The sequence below is a fragment of the Variovorax sp. GW823-FHT02B07 genome (assembly GCF_058797695.1).
Genome location: NZ_JBXAJX010000003.1, coordinates 212,389 through 227,541, shown reverse-complemented (window position 1 = coordinate 227,541; position 15,153 = coordinate 212,389). Strand labels below are relative to the sequence as shown.

16 protein-coding genes and 1 tRNA gene are annotated in these 15,153 nt (G+C 67.6%); 12 read left to right on the top strand and 5 right to left on the bottom strand.

The genetic code is table 11. The features are described 5' to 3' along the window. Positions 1 to 118: 118 nt before the first annotated feature. The gene (locus AC1RGU_RS18820) at positions 119 to 895 is read left to right on the top strand and encodes a Crp/Fnr family transcriptional regulator (protein ID WP_070062148.1); all 777 of its coding nucleotides are present in this window, start codon (positions 119 to 121) and stop codon (positions 893 to 895) included. Here the strand turns inward: AC1RGU_RS18820 and AC1RGU_RS18815 are convergent. Then, positions 867 to 1,844 carry a Bug family tripartite tricarboxylate transporter substrate binding protein gene (locus tag AC1RGU_RS18815; protein WP_492697328.1) on the bottom strand — a complete coding sequence of 326 codons (978 nt, stop codon included), beginning with the start codon at positions 1,842 to 1,844 and terminating at the stop codon, positions 867 to 869. The genes AC1RGU_RS18820 and AC1RGU_RS18815 overlap by 29 nt on opposite strands. Positions 1,845 to 1,879: 35 nt before the next feature. Further along, positions 1,880 to 2,944: a CDP-6-deoxy-delta-3,4-glucoseen reductase gene (locus tag AC1RGU_RS18810; protein WP_492697327.1), complete on the bottom strand. Its 1,065-nt coding sequence runs from the start codon at positions 2,942 to 2,944 to the stop codon at positions 1,880 to 1,882. A 74-nt stretch (positions 2,945 to 3,018) separates the two neighbouring features. Between AC1RGU_RS18810 and AC1RGU_RS18805 the strand changes: the two genes are divergently transcribed. The 4 genes from AC1RGU_RS18805 (at position 3,019) to AC1RGU_RS18790 (ending at position 5,532) form a co-directional block, all read left to right on the top strand. After that, a complete protein-coding gene (locus AC1RGU_RS18805) occupies positions 3,019 to 3,954 on the top strand; it encodes an SDR family oxidoreductase (protein WP_492697325.1) in 936 nt (311 codons plus the stop codon). Between the two features lie 12 nt (positions 3,955 to 3,966). After that, entirely contained in the window at positions 3,967 to 4,380 is a 414-nt protein-coding gene (locus AC1RGU_RS18800; protein ID WP_492697324.1) for a RidA family protein, read from the top strand. Positions 4,381 to 4,512: 132 nt separating this feature from the next. Then, a complete protein-coding gene (locus AC1RGU_RS18795; RefSeq protein ID WP_492697323.1) occupies positions 4,513 to 4,893 on the top strand; it encodes a hypothetical protein in 381 nt (126 codons plus the stop codon). 189 nt (positions 4,894 to 5,082) lie between these two features. Next, a complete protein-coding gene (locus tag AC1RGU_RS18790) occupies positions 5,083 to 5,532 on the top strand; it encodes a hypothetical protein (protein WP_492697322.1) in 450 nt (149 codons plus the stop codon). 104 nt (positions 5,533 to 5,636) lie between these two features. Here the strand turns inward: AC1RGU_RS18790 and AC1RGU_RS18785 are convergent. Continuing rightward, positions 5,637 to 5,721 (bottom strand) — tRNA-Leu (locus AC1RGU_RS18785). Between the two features lie 41 nt (positions 5,722 to 5,762). On the opposite strand from AC1RGU_RS18785, the gene cysM reads away from it, so the two are divergent. The 3 genes from cysM (at position 5,763) to AC1RGU_RS18770 (ending at position 7,525) form a co-directional block, all read left to right on the top strand. Next, complete coding sequence (cysM, locus tag AC1RGU_RS18780; RefSeq protein WP_062479803.1) at positions 5,763 to 6,665, top strand: cysteine synthase CysM; 903 nt, start codon at positions 5,763 to 5,765, stop codon at positions 6,663 to 6,665. Positions 6,666 to 6,732: 67 nt separating this feature from the next. Continuing rightward, positions 6,733 to 7,308, top strand: coding sequence for an NUDIX domain-containing protein (locus tag AC1RGU_RS18775; RefSeq protein ID WP_056572274.1), 576 nt, complete (start codon positions 6,733 to 6,735; stop codon positions 7,306 to 7,308). Continuing rightward, positions 7,298 to 7,525, top strand: coding sequence for a sulfurtransferase TusA family protein (locus AC1RGU_RS18770; protein WP_056572272.1), 228 nt, complete (start codon positions 7,298 to 7,300; stop codon positions 7,523 to 7,525). Before AC1RGU_RS18775 ends, AC1RGU_RS18770 begins: the two co-directional genes overlap by 11 nt. 67 nt (positions 7,526 to 7,592) lie before the next feature. On the opposite strand, the gene galU is transcribed toward AC1RGU_RS18770, so the two are convergent. Together galU and AC1RGU_RS18760 are read right to left on the bottom strand one after the other, a co-directional pair. Beyond that, on the bottom strand, positions 7,593 to 8,486 hold the full coding sequence (galU, locus tag AC1RGU_RS18765; protein ID WP_492697320.1) for a UTP--glucose-1-phosphate uridylyltransferase GalU: 894 nt from the start codon (positions 8,484 to 8,486) through the stop codon (positions 7,593 to 7,595). A 103-nt stretch (positions 8,487 to 8,589) separates the two neighbouring features. Beyond that, the gene (locus AC1RGU_RS18760) at positions 8,590 to 11,460 is read right to left on the bottom strand and encodes a valine--tRNA ligase (protein WP_159275552.1); all 2,871 of its coding nucleotides are present in this window, start codon (positions 11,458 to 11,460) and stop codon (positions 8,590 to 8,592) included. A gap of 105 nt (positions 11,461 to 11,565) precedes the next feature. On the opposite strand from AC1RGU_RS18760, the gene yaaA reads away from it, so the two are divergent. From yaaA to queF, 4 genes are all read left to right on the top strand, one after another. Continuing rightward, positions 11,566 to 12,351, top strand: a complete 786-nt coding sequence (yaaA, locus tag AC1RGU_RS18755) for a peroxide stress protein YaaA (RefSeq protein ID WP_369646012.1) — start codon at positions 11,566 to 11,568, stop codon at positions 12,349 to 12,351. Positions 12,352 to 12,504: 153 nt separating this feature from the next. After that, positions 12,505 to 13,347 carry a 2OG-Fe(II) oxygenase gene (locus tag AC1RGU_RS18750; RefSeq protein ID WP_492697319.1) on the top strand — a complete coding sequence of 281 codons (843 nt, stop codon included), beginning with the start codon at positions 12,505 to 12,507 and terminating at the stop codon, positions 13,345 to 13,347. 19 nt (positions 13,348 to 13,366) lie between these two features. Next, the gene (locus AC1RGU_RS18745; RefSeq protein WP_492697318.1) at positions 13,367 to 14,266 is read left to right on the top strand and encodes an alpha/beta fold hydrolase; all 900 of its coding nucleotides are present in this window, start codon (positions 13,367 to 13,369) and stop codon (positions 14,264 to 14,266) included. Beyond that, on the top strand, positions 14,263 to 15,144 hold the full coding sequence (gene queF, locus AC1RGU_RS18740; protein ID WP_095949646.1) for an NADPH-dependent 7-cyano-7-deazaguanine reductase QueF: 882 nt from the start codon (positions 14,263 to 14,265) through the stop codon (positions 15,142 to 15,144). Before AC1RGU_RS18745 ends, queF begins: the two co-directional genes overlap by 4 nt. Positions 15,145 to 15,153 lie beyond the last annotated feature (9 nt).

The following is a 15,153-nucleotide window of genomic DNA, read 5'->3' as shown; positions in this document are numbered from 1 at the left end:
TGGCACCATCGCCGCGCCGAAGATGTCGTTGCAACGACATTTCTTACGGACCCCGCCGACCGGCGCCTGCGACGGATCGGCCGATGCGATGTCACGAGGGACGACAGCAGGAGGCGCGATGTCGAACGCGTTGGAGAACATGCTTCGCGAGAGCCTGTGGGCGCGCGCGCTCACGGACGACGAACTCGACCGCGTCGTCCAGGAGTCGCACGAGCGCGTGGTGCCGGCCGGCGGCTTCGTCGTGCGGCGCGGCGAACCCGCCGATCACTGGATCGGCGTGATCGACGGCCTCATGAAGATGTCGGTGTCGCTGCCCGACGGGCGCGTGTCCACCTTCACCGGCGTGACCGCCGGCGGCTGGGGCGGCGAAGGCTCGCTGCTCACCCCCGGATGCTGGCGCTACGACGGCGTGGCGCTGCGGCCCACGCGCGTGGCCTGCGTGCCGCGGCACAGCTTCGAGCGGCTGATGTCCACCAGCATCGACTTCAATCGGTTTCTGTTGTTACACATCAATGCGCGACTGAGCCTGTTCATCGGCCTCATGGAATTCGATCGCCTGCTCGGTCCCGACGCGCGCGTGGCGCGTTGCCTGGCCAGCCTGTTCGACCCCATCCTCTATCCGCGCGCCACCCGCTTCGTGCGGCTGAGCCAGGACGAGATTGGCCTCTTGTCGGCGGTGTCGCGCCAGCGTGCCAACCGCGCGCTGCATGCGCTGCAGCGCGACGGCCTGTTGCGCATCGAACATGGCGGCGTGGAAGTGCTCGACCTCGCGGGCCTGCGCACCTACCAGAGCGGGGCGGCCGAAGCGGCGGCGGTCGTGGCTGCGGCCACCGACACGCAGGCCGCAGCGCCCCTGGACGACCTCGTCAGTCCACCTTCGCCCCGGTGGCCTTGACCACCTTCTCGTACTTGGCGAGTTCGCTCTTCATGAAGCTGCCGAACTGCTCGGACGAGTTGCCGACGGGCTCGGCCAGCATCGAGGCGAAGCGGGTCTTCGTTTCTGGTGCGTTCAGCGCAGCGACGAAGGCCTGATTCAGTTTCGCGACTACCTCGGGCGGCGTGCCGGCCGGTGCGACCAGGCCCCACCAGGTGTCGATCGAGAAGCCCTTGAGCGTGTCGGCCACGGGCGGCACGTCGGGCAGGGCGCTGCTGCGCTTGAGCGTCGTGACCGCGATCGCCTTCAGCTTGCCCGAGCGGATGTTCGGCGCGGCCGTGGCGAGGTTGTCGAAGTTGAAGTCGACTTGGCCCGACAGCAGCGCCAGCTGCGCCGGGTTGCCGCCGTTGTACGGAATGTGCACCGCGAAGATGCCCGCTTCCTTCTTGAACAGCTCGCCCGCCAGGTGGCCGGCGCTGCCGTTGCCGCCGCTGGCGTAGTTGAGCTTGGCCGGGTTGGCCTTGGCGTAGCGGATCAGGTCGGCCAGCGTGCGGATGTTCAGGCGGTTGGCCGTGTCGGCGTTCATCACCAGCACGTTGGGCACGCGCACCATCTGGGTGATCGGCGCGAAGTCGGTCGCGGCGTTGAACGGCATCTTGCTGTACAGCCACGGGTTCACCGCGTTCGTGGCCGTGGCCGCGATGCCGATCGTGAGGCCGTCCGCCGGTGCCTTGGCGACGAAGTCGGCGCCGATGTTGCCGCCCGCGCCGGGCTTGTTGTCGATGATGACCGGGCCGCCCAGCGTGTCCTTCACCTGCTCGGCCAGGATGCGCGCCGTGTTGTCGATCGGGCCGCCGGCCGCGTAGGGCACGACGAGGCGGATCGGGCGATGCTGCTGGGCTGCGGCGTGGCCGGCGGTGAGCGCCGCGGCGCCGGCGATCAGGGTCAGGAGGAAGTGTCTCGTCTTCATGTTGTTCTACGGAAAGGAAAGGGGAGCGCGAAGGCTCAGGGCAGGGCCTTGTCGGCTTCGGTGGTGAAGGCGTCGGCGAAGAACTCTTCTTCGGGCAGGCCGGCCAATGCCACGTAGTCGCGCTTGGCCGAATCGACCACGATCGGCGCACCGCAGGCATACACCTGGTGGCCCGACAGGTCCGTGAAGTCTTCCAGCACCGCCTGGTGGACGAAGCCCGTGCGGCCGGTCCAGTTGTCTTCCGGCGTGGCGTTCGACACCACGGGCACGTAGCGCAGGTTCGGCATGGCAGCCAGTTGCTCGCGCAGCCAGGCGTCCATGTACAGATCTTCGGGGCGGCGCCCGCCCCAGTAGAGCGCGGCGGGGCGGTCGATGCCCTTGAACTGCATGTGCTCCAGCAGCGCCTTGATGGGTGCGAAGCCCGTGCCCGAGGCCAGCAGGATCATCGGCTTGTCGGAGTCTTCGCGCAGGAAGAAGCTGCCGAACGGCCCTTCGATGCGCAGAATCTCTTTTTCCTTCATCGCGCCGAAGACATGGTCGGTGAACTTGCCGCCCGGCAGGTGCCGCAGGTGCAGCTCCAGGCCCGTGCCCGGCACGGCCACCGTGTGCGGCGCGTTGGCCATCGAGTAGCTGCGGCGCGCGCCGTCGCGCAGGATGAATTCGACGTACTGGCCTGCATAGAACTGCAGCGGCTCGCCGGCCGGCAGTTGCAGGCGCAGCATCATCACGTCGTGCGACTGGCGCGTGAGCGCCATCACGCGCACCGGCATCTTGCGGATCGGCAGCGCGCCGGCCTCGGTGACCTGGCGCGATTCGAGCACCACGTCGCTCGTCGGGTGGGCGCAGCAGGTCAGCACGTAGCCGGCCAGCTGCTCCTCGGCGCTCAGCGCCTTGCTCTGGTGCGGGCCGAGCGTGACCTCGCCCGACAGCTTCTTGCACTTGCAGGAGCCGCAGGCGCCGTCCTTGCAACCGTAGGGGAGGCCGATGCCCTGGCGGATGCCGGCCGCGAGGATGGTTTCGTCGCCCTGGACCACGAAGTGGCGCCCGCTGGGCTCGACGGTGATGGAAAAGCCCGCTTCGTGCGGCGCTGTAGCAGTCATCGGTATTCTTCGGGGGTGAACTTTCCCGGCTGCGTGCGGCCGGGACAACTGAATTGAGACAGGAAACCCGGATTTTGCCTTCAATCAATAGTCCCTCCGGCGCACTGCCGGCCCGGTTCCGGCGCGAGCGCCTGCTGATCGTCGGCTGCGGCGACGTCGGCCAGCGCGTGGCGCGCAACCTGCGCGGGCGCATGCAGCTGGTGGCGCTCACGTCCTCGGCCGACCGCGTTGCGGCGCTGCGCGCGGCCGGCATCCGGCCGCTGGTGGGCAACCTGGACGACCGCGCCACCCTGCGCCGCCTGGCAGGCATCGCCACCCGCGTGGTGCACCTGGCGCCGCCCGCGCGCGAGGGCGGCGCGGCCTGGTGGCGCGACCAGCGCACCGTGTCGCTGGCGCAGGCGCTGCGGCTGCGCTCGCTGCCCTCGGCGCTGGTCTACGGCTCGACCAGCGGCGTGTACGGCGACTGCGGCGGCGCGCGCGTGAGCGAAACGCGCGGCGTGCGCCCCGACACCCCGCGCTCCCACCGGCGCGTCGATGCCGAGCGCGCCGTGCGCTGGTTCGGCCGCAGCACCGGCGTGCGCACCAGCATCCTGCGCATCCCGGGCATCTACGCGCCCGACCGCGAGAACGGCACGCCGCGCGGTCGCCTGGAACGCGGCACGCCCGTGCTGCGGCGCGAGGACGACGTCTACACCAGCCACATCCACGCCGACGACCTCGCGCGCGCCTGCGTGGCGGCGCTGTTCCGCGGCAAGCCCCAGCGCGTGGTGCACGCGTCGGACGACACCGAGCTGCGCATGGGCGACTACTTCGACCTGGCCGCCGACCTCTACGGCATGCCCCGCCCACCGCGCGTGGCGCGTAGCGAGGCCGAGCGGCAATTGCCGCTGCAACTGCTGAGCTTCATGGGCGAATCGCGCCGCCTCGACAACACGCGGCTCAAGCGCGAGTTGCGCGTGCGGCTCGCGCATCCGACGGTGCACACCGGCCTGCAGCCTGCGCAAGCCTGAAAGGACGCACCCGTGAGCAAACAGAGCGTGCGCATCCCCGACGGCCATCCGACCTTCGGCTCGACAGCCGTCTTCGACACCTTCAAGTACGCGCCCGGCGTCAAGGCCGGCGGCCTGCTGTTCGTGGCAGGGCAGGTCGGCCTGCGTGCCGACGGCAGCGTGCCCGAGAGCGCCGCGGAACAGGCCGACTGGGCCTTCCGGCGGCTGGGCGTGGTGCTCGAGAGCGCGGGGCTCGGCTTCGCCGACCTGGTGGAGATCGTGAGCTACCACGTCGACGTCGAGCACGAACTGGCGAGCTTTCGCGAGGTGAAGGATCGCTACATCACCGAGGATTTCCCGGCGTGGACCATCCTCGGCGTGGCCGCGCTGGCGCGCCCGGCGCTGCGGGTGGAGATTCGCGCCGTGGCGGCGTTGAGGGCTGCGTAGGCGGGCTTGCACAGGAGAGAGGGAGGGGCGCCGGTCACCAGCGAAACGCAACGAAGGGAAGGCGCGACGCGGTGTTGGGTTCCGCTGATCTCAAGGGTGTAGTTTGGTTTTTCTTGAGGCCTAATTCGCTCCATGATCTTCATCAAAGCCCGCCTTTCTGCGACTGCCCTTGCCCTTGTTGCTGCCTTCGTGATGGCGCCTGCCGCCAAGGCGTCGGACACATACGGTGCAGGTGTCGGCGTCCGTGATGACAGCTGCAGTTTGTGGCTCGCTGCCCGAGCAGCGTCCCCAACTGATCCAAATGCCATTGCGGCGCATCTGATGACTTCCTGGGTTCTGGGCTTTCTGACAGGCTTGAACACAACAACCAACAAGGACGACATGGTCCGACTGCTGTCCGCTGACACGATCAACGCCTATCTGGACAAGGCCTGCAAGGAAGAGCCGGGCACGATGGTCATGTTCCACGCCGTGGCGCTCAGAGGCGCTGTACAGAGGCAAGATCGACGGTGATTTACTCAAGCCGTGGACGGGCAGGGATTGTCGGGGGCGTGGTCCTGCCATATTGGACCGCCAGGACGCAGCCCTGTCAGGCGGCTCGACTGAAGCGGGTGACCGGGGCCGCTCTCACAGATCGGTCCGGGCGTACCATGGCAGGACAGGTTCCAGATCGAACCGATCGAAGCGAAGCGGACGAAACGAATGCCCCAAACGATTGAAGCGTTGCTTGCCGATCAAGGCGCACAGGCTGTCCTCGCCTACTTGAACGCGCGCGTGCCGCATCGGTATACCGGGATCTACAAGATCCGCGCCGACCTGGTCACGAGCCTCTACCTGCACGACAAGCAAGGCGAGCTGATCCCCGAGAACATCGCCATCGTGCCCTTCGAGGCGAGCATCTGTCCCTTTGTCCTGCGTGATGGATGGTTCCGCACCGACGACTCGAGCGTGGACGAGCGCTTCGCCACGCATCCCGGGCGGGACTACACCATCAGCTACCACGGCGTTCCGTTGTTGAACGCCTCGGGCGCGGTCGCCGGCACCTTGTGCCACTTCAACTTCACGGCCGTGCCGCTGCCGGACGACGAGTTCGAGTTGCTGCACCAGGCCGCCTTGTCGCTGCAGGTGAAGCTCGCCGACGTGCTTGGCTAGGGTGGGGCGCTGCCCGGCCTGGAAGGCCGCGAGGCAAAGAAAAACCCGCTGCGCCAGTGAAGCGAGCGGGTTTCTTGATGTGGGGGTGAGACGGTGTCGTCTCGTGGTGCCCGGGGCCGGAATCGAACCGGCACACCTTTCGGTGGGGGATTTTGAGTCCCCTGCGTCTACCAATTTCACCACCCGGGCACATCCGGAAGGAAGCCCAAAATTATGGCACAGTGGCTGGCATGAATTATCCGACGATCGAAGACGCCATCGGCAAGACCCCCCTGGTTGCCCTGCAACGCATCCACGCCGCGGAAAACGCCAAGCGCGGCAACGTGATCCTGGGCAAGCTCGAAGGCAACAACCCGGCGGGTTCGGTCAAGGACCGGCCGGCGCTGTCGATGATCAAGCGGGCCGAGGAGCGCGGTGAAATCAAGCCCGGCGACACGCTGATCGAGGCCACCTCGGGCAACACCGGCATCGCGCTGGCGATGGCCGCGGCCATCAAGGGCTACCGCATGGTGCTGATCATGCCGGAGGACCTCTCGGTGGAACGCGCCCAGACCATGAAGGCCTTCGGTGCCGAGCTGGTGCTCACGCCCAAGAGCGGCGGCATGGAATACGCGCGCGACCTGGCCGAGCAGATGGTCGCCCAGGGCAAGGGCCGCGTGCTCGACCAGTTCGCCAACCCCGACAACCCGCGCATCCACTACGAGACCACCGGCCCCGAGATCTGGACCGACACCCAGGGCAAGATCACGCACTTCGTGAGCGCCATGGGCACCACGGGCACCATCACCGGCGTCTCGCGCTACCTGAAGGAAAAGAACCCGGCGGTGCGCATCGTCGGTGCGCAGCCGGCCGAAGGCTCGCGCATTCCCGGCATCCGCAAATGGCCGGTCGAGTACCTGCCGAAGATCTACGACCCGAGCCGCGTCGACGAAGAAATCAGCGTGAGCCAGGACGATGCCGAGGAAATGTGCCGGCGCCTGGCGCGCGAAGAGGGCATCTTCGGCGGCATCTCGGCAGCCGGCGCGCTGTGGGCGGCCATCGAGGTGTCGAAGAAGGTCGAGAACGCCACCATCGTGTTCGTGGTCTGCGACCGCGGCGACCGCTACCTGTCGACGGGCGTTTTCCCCGCCTGATCCCTTCACACTGCGGCGGCGCCCACGGGGCGCCGCACGCCCGAGAAAAAGAACAGAGAGACTTCCCATGCCCCATCCCAAGTTCTGCCAGGCCTGCGCCACCCCGCTCGAATGGATCGCGTTGATGGAAGACGGCGGTCCCAAGGAGCGCCTGCGCTGCCCCAACTGCGGCCACACGCACTGGAACAACCCCACGCCCGTGCTGGCGGCCATCGTCGAGTACCGCGGCCAGGTGCTGCTGGCGCGCAATGCGGCCTGGCCGGGCAAGATGTTCGCGCTCATCACCGGCTTCATGGAAGCCGGCGAGACGCCCGAGGAGGGCATCGCGCGCGAGGTCAAGGAAGAGACCAACCTGGACGTCAGCGCCGCCAAGCTCGTCGGCGCCTACGACTTCCAGCGCATGAACCAGATCATCATCGCGTACCACGTGGTGGCCGACGGCGAGGTGAAGCTCTCGCCCGAGCTGGTGGACTACCGCCTCTACGACCTGCCCGACCTGCGGTGCTGGCCCGCCGGCACCGGCTACGCGCTGGCCGACTGGCTGCGCACGCGCGGCCACGAGCCGGTGTTCTTCACTGCGGCCGAAAACGAAGAGCGTCGCCGCGGCCTGAACCTGCCGCCGGAGCCTGGCAATGCAAGTTGACCGCGAAATCGACACGCGCGGCCTCAACTGCCCGCTGCCGATCCTGAAGGCGAAAAAATCGCTCAACGACATGGCGAGCGGCCAGCTGCTGAAGGTGGTGTCGACCGACCCGGGCTCGGTGCGCGACTTCCAGGCCTTTGCGCGCCAGACCGGCAACGAACTGGTGGCGCAGGAGACCGTGGGCAGCGACTTCATCCACGTGCTGAAGCGGCGCTAGCGTCGGCAACCGGCCAAAGAAAAAGGGGCCTCGCGGCCCCTTTTGTTTTCAGCGCTTTGCAGCGCCCTCAGAGCTTCAGGCTCTTGAGGTACTCGCGGAACTGCACGCCCACTTCAGGGTGCGCCAGCGCCAGCTCCACCGACGCCTGCAGGAAGCCTTCCTTGCTGCCGCAGTCGTAGCGGATGCCCTTGTACGAGTAGGCGTAGACCGATTCCTTCTTCATCAGCGCCGCGATGCCGTCGGTCAGCTGGATCTCGCCGCCCGCGCCCTTGGGCTGGTTGCGGATCTCGTCGAACACGCCGGGCGTGAGGATGTAGCGGCCGGCCACGCCCAGGCGCGAGGGCGCGTCTTCGGGCTTGGGCTTCTCGACCATGCGGTTGACCTTCACGAGGCCGTCTTCCACGTTCTCGCCGGCCACGATGCCGTAGCGCTTGACGTGTTCCAGCGGCACTTCCTGCACGGCCAGCACCGAGGCGCCCAGGCGCGCGAAGACTTCGGTCATCTGCGCCAGCACCGGCCGGCCACCGACAGGGCCGACCATCAGGTCGTCCGCCAGCAGCACGGCGAAGGGCTCGTTGCCCACCAGGTGCTCGGCGCACAGCACGGCGTGGCCCAGGCCCAGCATGCGCGGCTGGCGCACGTACGAGCAGGTCATGTCGTCGGGCGACACCGAACGGGCGATTTCGAGCAGCGCGTCCTTGCCGCTGGCTTCGAGCTGGCTTTCGAGCTCGTAGGCCGTGTCGTAGTGGTCTTCGATCGCGCGCTTGTTGCGCCCGGTCACAAAAATCATGTCGCGGATGCCCGCGGCATAGGCTTCTTCGACGGCGTACTGGATCAGCGGCTTGTCGACGACTGGCAGCATTTCCTTCGGCTGGGCCTTGGTGGCCGGCAGAAAGCGGGTGCCGAAGCCTGCAACAGGGAATACGGCCTTGCGGATGCGCGTCGGGGAAGAAGTGGACATGGGCGGTTCAGTGTCGTTTGAAGCAGGAAAAAGAGGAGGGATGAGAGAAGGGACGGCGCGAAGCCGATGACCAAATCCTAATCCCCCACCCGGACCCCGTCTGTCAGCCGAGGCGCACAAGCTGGCCGCGCAGGCGCTCCAGCGTGGCGGTGAAATCGGCCAAGCGCGTGCGCTCCTGTTCGATCACGGCGGGCGGCGCCTTGGCCACGAAGGCCTCGTTGCCGAGCTTGCCGTGCACCTTGGCGATCTCGCCCTCGATGCGTGCAATTTCCTTGCCGATGCGCAGCTTCTCGGCTGCCTTGTCGATCTCCATGTGCAGGCACAGGCGCGTCGTGCCCACCACCGCGACGGGCGCGGCTTCGGCGGCAGCCTGCCACGAGGCCTCGTCGTCGAACACCTTCACTTCCTTGAGCTTGGCCAGCGCCTGCAGCACCGGGGCCGCGTCGCGCAGGAAGGCCGCGCCCTCGGCGTCGTCGGCCACCGCGTACAGCGGCAGGCGCGTGGCGGGCGACACGTTCATCTCGCCGCGCAGCGTGCGGCAGGCGTCGACCAGCGCCTTCAGGCGCGCCACGTGCGCTTCTGCGGCTTCGTCGATCTTCTCGGGCTGGCTCTGCGGGTAGGCCGCGATCATGATCGACGCGCCTTCGCGGCCCGCGACCTTCGACACCTTCTGCCACAGCTCTTCGGTGATGAACGGAATGATCGGGTGCGCCAGGCGCAGCAGCGCCTCGAGCACGCGGATCAGCGTGCGGCGCGTGGCGCGCTTTTGCGCGTCGTCGCCGGTCTGGATCTGCACCTTGGCAATCTCGAGGTACCAGTCGCAGAACTCGTCCCACGCGAACTGGTAGATCGCGTTGGCCACGTTGTCCAGGCGGTATTCCTCGAAGCCCTTGGCCACCTCGGCCTCGACGCGCTGCAGCTGCGAGACGATCCAGAAGTCGGCGCGGCTGAACTTCAGGTAGCCGTGCGCCTTGCCGCCGACCTGGCAGTCTTCCTTCGTGTGCTCCAGCAGGCCGCAGTCCTGGCCTTCGCAGTTCATCAGCACGAAGCGCGTGGCGTTCCACAGCTTGTTGCAGAAGTTGCGATAGCCCTCGCAGCGCTTCGAGTCGAAGTTGATGCTGCGGCCGAGCGAAGCCAGCGAAGCGAAGGTGAAGCGCAGCGCATCGGCGCCGAAGGCCGGAATGCCCTCGGGGAATTCCTTCTGCGTGTTCTTGCGCACGGCCGGTGCGGTCTCGGGCTTGCGCAGGCCTTGCGTGCGCTTGTCGAGCAGCGCAGGCAACTCGATGCCGTCGATCAGGTCGACCGGGTCGAGCACGTTGCCTTCCGACTTGCTCATCTTCTTGCCCTGGGCGTCGCGCACCAGGCCGTGGATGTACACGTCCTTGAACGGCACAGTGCCCATGAAGTGCTTGGTCATCATGATCATCCGGGCGACCCAGAAGAAGATGATGTCGTAGCCCGTCACGAGCACGGTCGAGGGCAGGTACAGCGCCAGGTCCTGCGTCTTCTCGGGCCAGCCCAGCGACGAGAAGGGCACCAGCGCCGACGAGTACCAGGTGTCGAGCACGTCTTCGTCGCGCGTGAGCGTCTTGCCCGGTGCCTTGGCCTGCGCCTCGGCTTCGGTCTCGGCCACGTACACCTTGCCGTCTTCGTCGTACCAGGCCGGAATCTGGTGGCCCCACCAGAGCTGGCGCGAGATGGTCCAGTCCTGGATGTTCTCCATCCAGTGGTTGTAGGTGTTGACCCAGTTCTCGGGCACGAAGCGCACCTCGCCCGACTTCACGACGTCGATGGCCTTCTGCGCGATCGACTGGCCGTCGGCGCCGGGGCGCGTCATGGCCACGTACCACTGGTCGGTGAGCATCGGCTCGACCACGGCGCCCGAGCGCGCGCAGCGCGGCACCATGAGGCGGTGCTTCTTCACCTCGACCAGCAGGCCCAGCGCCTCGAGGTCGGCCACGATGGCCTTGCGCGCCACGAAGCGGTCCATGCCGCGGTATTTTTCAGGCGCGTTGTCGTTGATGGTCGCGTCGAGCGTCAGGATGCCGATCACCTCGAGCTTGTGACGCTGGCCCACGGCATAGTCGTTGTAGTCGTGCGCAGGCGTCACCTTGACCACGCCGGTGCCGAATTCCTTGTCGACGTAGTCGTCGGCAATGATGGGAATCAGCCGGTCCACCAGCGGCAGCTTCACGCGCTGGCCGATCAGGTGCTTGTAGCGCTCGTCTTCGGGGTGGACCATCACGGCCGTGTCGCCGAGCATGGTCTCGGGGCGCGTGGTGGCCACCGTGAGCGTGCCGCTGCCGTCTTCCAGCGGGTAGGCGATGTGCCAGAGCGAGCCGTCTTCTTCTTCGCTCTCGACTTCCAGGTCGCTCACCGAGGTCTTGAGCACCGGGTCCCAGTTGCCCAGGCGCTTGCCGCGGTAGATCAGGCCTTCCTCATACAGCTTCACGAAGGTGTGCGTGACCACCTTCGAGAGGTCGTCGTCCATCGTGAAGTACTCGCGGCTCCAGTCGACCGTGTCGCCCATGCGGCGCATCTGCTCGGTGATGGTGCTGCCCGACTTTTCCTTCCATTCCCACACGCGCGCCACGAAGTTCTTGCGGCCCAGGTCGTGGCGGCTGACCTTCTGTTCCTGCAGCTGGCGCTCCACCACGATCTGGGTGGCGATGCCCGCGTGGTCGGTGCCCGGCACCCACAGCGTGTTGGCGCCCTTCATGCGGTGGTAGCGCGTGAGGCTGTCCATGATCGTCTGGTTGAACGCATGGCCCATGTGCAGCGTGCCCGTGACGTTGGGCGGCGGCAGCTGGATCGCGAACGACTCGGCGCCTTCCTTGGGCTGCTGCGTGCCGCGAAAGCCCGCCTTGGCGTAGCCGCGCTGCTCCCATTCCGGGCCCCAGTGCGCCTCGATGGCGGCGGGTTCGAACGATTTGGACAGGCTCTCGAGGCCGGGCTGGGAGGTAGGTTCGCTCATGGGGAATGCAAAACGGCACCCTCGGGTGCCGTTGGTGACAGGGTGGGATTGCCCGGGATTTTACCGGGGCGGCCCGGGGAAACCCCAGCCCCACATAATCGACTGATGCTGTTCCTGCTTTCCCCCGCGAAGTCGCTCGACTACGACACCCCCGTCCCCTCCGAAACCCCCGCCACCCAACCCCATTTCGAAGCCCCGCGCGGCCCCTCGGTCGAACTCATCAAGCTCTTGCGCGAGAAGTCGCCCCAGGACATCGCCGAGCTGATGCACCTGTCGGACAAGCTCTCGGCCCTCAACGTGGCCCGCTACGCCGCCTGGTCGTCCAAGAGCACCGAGAAGAACGCCCGCCAGGCCGCCTTCGCCTTCGACGGCGACGTCTACGGCGGTTTCGACGCCCGCAGCCTCACGCCCGCCCAGCTCGCCTGGGCGCAGGACCACGTGGGCATCCTCAGCGGCCTGTACGGCCTGCTGCGCCCGCTGGACCGCCTGCAGCCCTACCGGCTCGAAATGGGCACCGCGCTGGCCAACCGCCACGGCAAGGACCTGTACGCGTTCTGGGGCTCGCGCATCGCCGAGCACCTGAACGAGCGCCTGGCGGCCGACCGCACGCCGGTCGTCGTCAACGTCGCCTCGCAGGAGTACTTCAAGTCGGTCGACCAGAAAGTGCTCAAGGCCCGCGTGGTCGAATGCGTGTTCCAGGAGTGGAAGGGCGACAGGTACAAGATCGTGAGCTTCTTCGCCAAGCGCGCCCGCGGCCTGCTGGCGCGCTGGGCCGTGCTGCACCAGGCGGCCACGCCCAAGGCGCTGGAAAAATTCGACCTCGAGGGTTATGGTTTCGACGCCGATGTGTCGACAGCCGAAAGGCTGGTGTTCAGAAGAAAGCTAGCATGACCCCCAGGCTGCGCGCACTTCGTGTCGCTTCGCCAACCCCCTTCCAGGGGGCAACACCAGCGGCCCGGCAAAGCCGGTTCCGCGGTGTTTCTGGCGAAGAACTGCGTGGAGTCATGTGTTGCGGGTCTCATTGCAGAGTGGAGGAGCACTGACATGTCCCAAGCGATCAGTCCGGAATTGCGCGAATGGCTGGTGGCCCAGCTCGCGGCCGGCCATTCGGTGCCCGCGTTGCGCATGTCGATGCGGGCGGCCGGCTGGCAGGATGCCGCCACCGACCTCGCGCTGGCCCAGCTGGAGGCCGGGTTCCCCGATGTCGAGGCGGCCCTGGCGCCGGCGCGCACCGAGATGCCCGGCCCCGACCTCGACGGCGCGCCGCTGTACCTCGACGCCGGCGACCGCCGCGTGCAGGTGCTGCAGACCGTGCGGCATCCGCGCGTCGTGGTGTTCGGCAACCTGCTGTCGGTCGAGGAATGCGAAGGCCTGATCGCCGCCGCGCGCGTGCGGCTGGCGCGCTCGCTCACCGTCGAGACCCGCACCGGCGGCGAGGTGCTCAACGTCGACCGCACCAGCGACGGCATGTTCTTCGAGCGCGGCGAGAACGAGATCGTCGCGCGCCTCGAACAGCGCCTGGCCATGCTGCTGCGCTGGCCGCTCGAGTACGGCGAGGGCCTGCAGATCCTGCGCTACGCGCCCGGTGCGCAGTACCGCCCGCACTACGACTACTTCGACCCGCACGAGCCCGGCACGCCCACCATCCTCAAGCGCGGCGGCCAGCGCGTGGCCACGCTCGTGATGTACCTGCAGGAGCCCGAGCAGGGCGGCGCCACCACCTTCCCCGACATCGGGCTCGAAGTGGCCCCGGTGCGCGGCACCGGCGTCTTCTTCAGCTACGACCGGCCCGACCCCGCCACCCGCACGCTGCACGGCGGCGCACCGGTTCTGGCGGGCGAGAAATGGGTCGCCACCAAGTGGCTGCGCGAGCGCGAGTTCAAGTAAAAAGAAAAACAGGGACCCGATGAAAGTCACCGCCAACGGCCTGCAGATCGAAGTCGACGACACCGGCGGCGAAGGGCGCCCCGTCATCCTGCTGATCATGGGGCTGGGCATGCAACTGGTTGCCTGGCCCGACGCGTTCGTGCAGCAGCTGGTCGATGCGGGCTTTCGCGTGGTGCGCCACGACAACCGCGACATCGGCCTGAGCCAGGGCTTCGACCACCTGGGCACCGGCAACCTCGTGTGGGAAACCATCCGCCACCGCATCGGCCTGAAGGTGCGCAGCGCCTACACGCTGCAGGACATGGCGCTCGATTCGCTCGGCGTGCTCGACGCGCTGGGCATTGCCCGCGCCCACATCGTCGGCGCCTCGATGGGCGGCATGATCGCGCAGCGCATCGCCGCCACCGCGCCCGAACGCACCGCCAGCCTCGTGAGCATCATGAGCTCCAGCGGCGCGCGCGGCCTGCCGGGTCCGCGCCGCGAGGTCGGGGCCATGCTCATGCGGCGCCCGCGCAGCCACGACGAGGCCGCGCTGGTCGCGCACAGCATCAAGCTGCTGCGGCTCATCCAGAGCCCGGCCTACCCGCAGACCGACGAGCAACTGGCCACGCGCCTCACCTTCAGCATGCGCCGCGCCTACCACCCGGCCGGCCTGATGCGCCAGATGCTCGCCATCGGCGCCGACGACGACCGCCCCCAGGTGCTGGCGCGCATCCAGCGCCCGACGCTGGTGCTGCACGGCGACGCCGACGCGCTTGTGCCCATCGCCTGCGGCCGCGATTCGGCGCAACGCATTCCGGGTGCAGCCTTCATTTCCGTGCCCGGCATGGGCCACGACCTGCCGCCCGAGGTCTGCACGATCCTCGCCCACCACATCGCTCCGTTCGCACACGCGGCGGATGCCGGAACCGCCCCATGAGCCACGACCCCACCAACCCCAACACGAACCCCAACACCCCCGAACAGTCGCAGCTCGGCCGCGCCTCGGCCTACGCCGACAAATACGACCCGTCGCTGCTGTTCCCCATCGCACGCACCACGCAGCGCGAAGCCATGGGCATCCAGGCCGGCGCCTTGCCCTTCTTCGGCGCCGACCTCTGGACCGCCTTCGAGCTGAGCTGGCTGAACCCGCGCGGCAAGCCGCAGGTGGCCATCGCGCACTTCACCATCCCGTGCGAAACGCCCAACATCATCGAGAGCAAGTCGTTCAAGCTGTACCTCAACAGCTTCAACAACAGCACCTTCGCCAGCATCGATGCCGTGCGCGAGCACCTGCGCACCGACCTTTCCGAAGCCGCATGGCGCGGCAGCGACCAGTCGGCCGGCATCGGCGTGAAGCTGCTCACGCCCGACCTGTTCGACCGCGAGCCGGTGCACGAGATCGACGGCCTGGACCTCGACCGCCTCGACATCGAATGCACCCACTACCAGCCCGCGCCCGAGCTGCTGAGCAGCGACACGACGCAGGTGCACGTGAACGAAACCCTCACCAGCCGGCTTCTGAAGAGCAACTGCCTCGTCACCGGCCAGCCCGACTGGGGCAGCGTGCAGATCCGCTACAGCGGCCCGCCCATCGACCAGGCCGGCCTGCTGGCGTACATCGTGAGCTTTCGCAACCACAACGAATTCCACGAACCCTGCGCCGAGCGCATGTTCACGGACATCTGGCGCCAGTGCCAGCCGACCAAGCTCGCGGTGTATGCGCGCTACACGCGGCGCGGCGGGCTGGACATCAACCCGTTCCGCACGAGCTGGCCGCAGGCGCTGCCGCAGAACATCCGCACGGCGCGGCAGTAAGTCGCTATC